Source organism: uncultured Fibrobacter sp., from assembly GCF_937877005.1.
Lineage (GTDB): Bacteria > Fibrobacterota > Fibrobacteria > Fibrobacterales > Fibrobacteraceae > Fibrobacter.
The window spans coordinates 1-2,229 of the sequence record NZ_CALEFV010000231.1; the positions used below are offsets into that span (position 1 = coordinate 1).

Genomic DNA, 2,229 nt, shown 5'->3' on the forward strand with positions numbered 1-2,229 from the left:
TTTTCCTGCAATGCTATTGAAAATAGTTACAATCAATAGTAGAATAAATAAGAAAGGAATATGAATGGAAAATGAATATATTAAAGCGGAAATTAATGCAAATGGTACAATTACGCTAACCGAAAAGACAACGGGTAGAGTGTTTGAAAACCTTAACTACTTTGAGGAAACAGGCGATCAGGGTGACTACTGGATTTACTATCCGCCATATCATAACAAGACCTATACTTCTCTTGGTGCATCGGCAGAAATCTGGTGCGAGGAAAACACTACACTATCAGCAACAATTTGTTTTCCGTTTGAAAGAACAATTATATCATCAATTACAACTTCGTCTACAGAAATTGCCGAAATTTCAGACGAAATCGTCTCTCAAAGCTGCGTAAACCGCGATGAAATCGAGAAATACAAGGCCCAGGGCAAGGGCAAACTCTATGCCTGGCACATCGTGGAAGCCGACTATTTTGGCAAAGATTGGCTCCATTTAAAGGATTTGGGAGCCAAGAGGGCCCCGCAATCCTGGCAATTCGTGAGGTAAGCACCATGGAATACGTCATGAAAGTCAAAAAAAGGAACTTTGAAGCGCTCATGAACGGCGACTTGACCTTCGTCATCCACAAGGTTGATAAACTCTACTGCGTCGGCGACCGTCTGGTGCTCTTCGAGACCGACGGCGGCAACGAAACAGGCCGCAGCCTTACCGTGCGCATCACCTACATCATGCACTCCGAAGACTCCCTGGGCATCAAGGACGACTACTGCGTCGTGTCCGTCAAGCGCTCCGGGAAGAATACCCGCACGAACGTGGGCAACCGCCCCGCAAGCGAAGATGAAGCCGTCGAGTACGCCGCGAAGCTCGGCAAGTCCGCCGACTGCGCCCGCCGCTTCTACAACTACTATTCCATGACAGGCTGGAAGATGAAATCCGGGCTCCCGCTCTCCGACTGGCATGCCGCACTCAGGAACTGGAAGGACTTCCAGGGCACGCAGAAGACCCCCGAACAGGCCGAAACCGACAGCCAGCTCGAACTATTGCTCCCCATGCTGCTCAAGAAAACGGCTGAACTCGCCAAGCAGAAAGAAAAGCTCGTCTTCCATGATCCATACATCGGCACCGTTCTCCAGTTCTACGGCTTCGACCGCTTCGATTATAACTTCAACGTTTTCGAAGTCCACGAAATGGTCAAGAAATACGCCACAAGCAAGAAACTCGGCACGGGATGCCCGCAGATGCGCTCCCCGAACCCCTACGGCAAAGGAACGCTCCAGGTGCCCACCATCGAAGAGTTCTCCGCCATACTCCAGAAGAAAAAAGCGGAAAATAATGTTCCACACGACCAAAAAGAACCTATATTAAAGGTATAACGCGGAGGTGAAATATGACGCTCCTGATTATAATCGCTTGCTTATGCCAGTTGGTTGCCCCGCTACTCTGGTGCGGCGGCTTCATTTGGGGCTTTATCTGGAACAAGATACTGAAACCGCTCTGGACCAATGAAACGGCAGGCTTGTAGAACAAATTCCACCACCCGCAAAAATTTAAGGCAGGATCTAAAATCCTGCCTCTTTTTTTGTCTCACAAAAAGCGACAAACCACAAAAACATGTCCGCACCAAATGTCCGCACCCCAATTTTCAAGAAAAATTCAAAACGCCTTTAACGGCTCAAAAACGCCAATTCACATAAATAAAAATTTCTCACGACTTGTGAGAAATTTTCGAGCTCAAAGAACAAACCGCGAAATTCGCGAAAAAACGGCAAAATCAAAAAACACACTTTAATCGGGTTAAATGAGACAAGCAAACCCAATAAAATCAAGGCTTCCAGCCATATTCACTGATTTATTGCTTGTCTCATTACTTCCGCTTTGGCATATTCGCGTTTTGCTGCTGATCGCGATGATTTTCTTTACCATCCAACTCATGGCAAATGGCTACGACGCATGGATTGCGCAGTATTTACATTGCCTCAATCTTCCTGTTCACGAATCCGGACACATCGTTTTTTCCATTTTTGGAAACGCGGTGATTCATTCTCTGGGCGGTTCCCTCTTTCAAATCATCATGCCAATTGTCTTTTGTATATCCTTGTGGATTTGGCAACGAGACATACTGGGAGCATCCATCGCTCTCTGGTGGGCATTCGAAAACTTCATCGATGTCGGCGTCTACATAGAAGACGCCCTGCACATGAAGCTTATGCTGATTAGTGGCGGAACCGGAGCAGAAG

General features: G+C 47.1%; 3 protein-coding genes and 1 pseudogene. All 4 read left to right on the top strand.

Translation table 11 applies throughout. The annotated features are described in order from the left end of the window. Positions 1–64: 64 nt before the first annotated feature. Positions 65–538 carry a glycoside hydrolase family 38 C-terminal domain-containing protein gene (locus Q0628_RS10205; protein WP_298770702.1) on the top strand — a complete coding sequence of 158 codons (474 nt, stop codon included), beginning with the start codon at positions 65–67 and terminating at the stop codon, positions 536–538. A gap of 17 nt (positions 539–555) precedes the next feature. Next, positions 556–1,365, top strand: coding sequence for a DUF3850 domain-containing protein (locus tag Q0628_RS10210; RefSeq protein ID WP_298770704.1), 810 nt, complete (start codon positions 556–558; stop codon positions 1,363–1,365). A gap of 14 nt (positions 1,366–1,379) precedes the next feature. Continuing rightward, positions 1,380–1,514: a hypothetical protein gene (locus Q0628_RS10215; RefSeq protein WP_298770706.1), complete on the top strand. Its 135-nt coding sequence runs from the start codon at positions 1,380–1,382 to the stop codon at positions 1,512–1,514. Positions 1,515–1,883: 369 nt separating this feature from the next. Beyond that, positions 1,884–2,229: pseudogene (locus Q0628_RS10220) on the top strand (hypothetical protein); the annotation flags it as partial.

What these genes read in the sequence shown, in the direction of transcription:
- Q0628_RS10210 (WP_298770704.1), top strand. Translation starts at nt 556, where the DNA reads ATGAAAGTCAAAAAAAGGAACTTTGAAGCGCTCATGAACGGCGACTTG.
- Q0628_RS10205 (WP_298770702.1), top strand. Translation starts at nt 65, where the DNA reads ATGGAAAATGAATATATTAAAGCGGAAATTAATGCAAATGGTACAATT.
- Q0628_RS10215 (WP_298770706.1), top strand. Translation starts at nt 1,380, where the DNA reads ATGACGCTCCTGATTATAATCGCTTGCTTATGCCAGTTGGTTGCCCCG.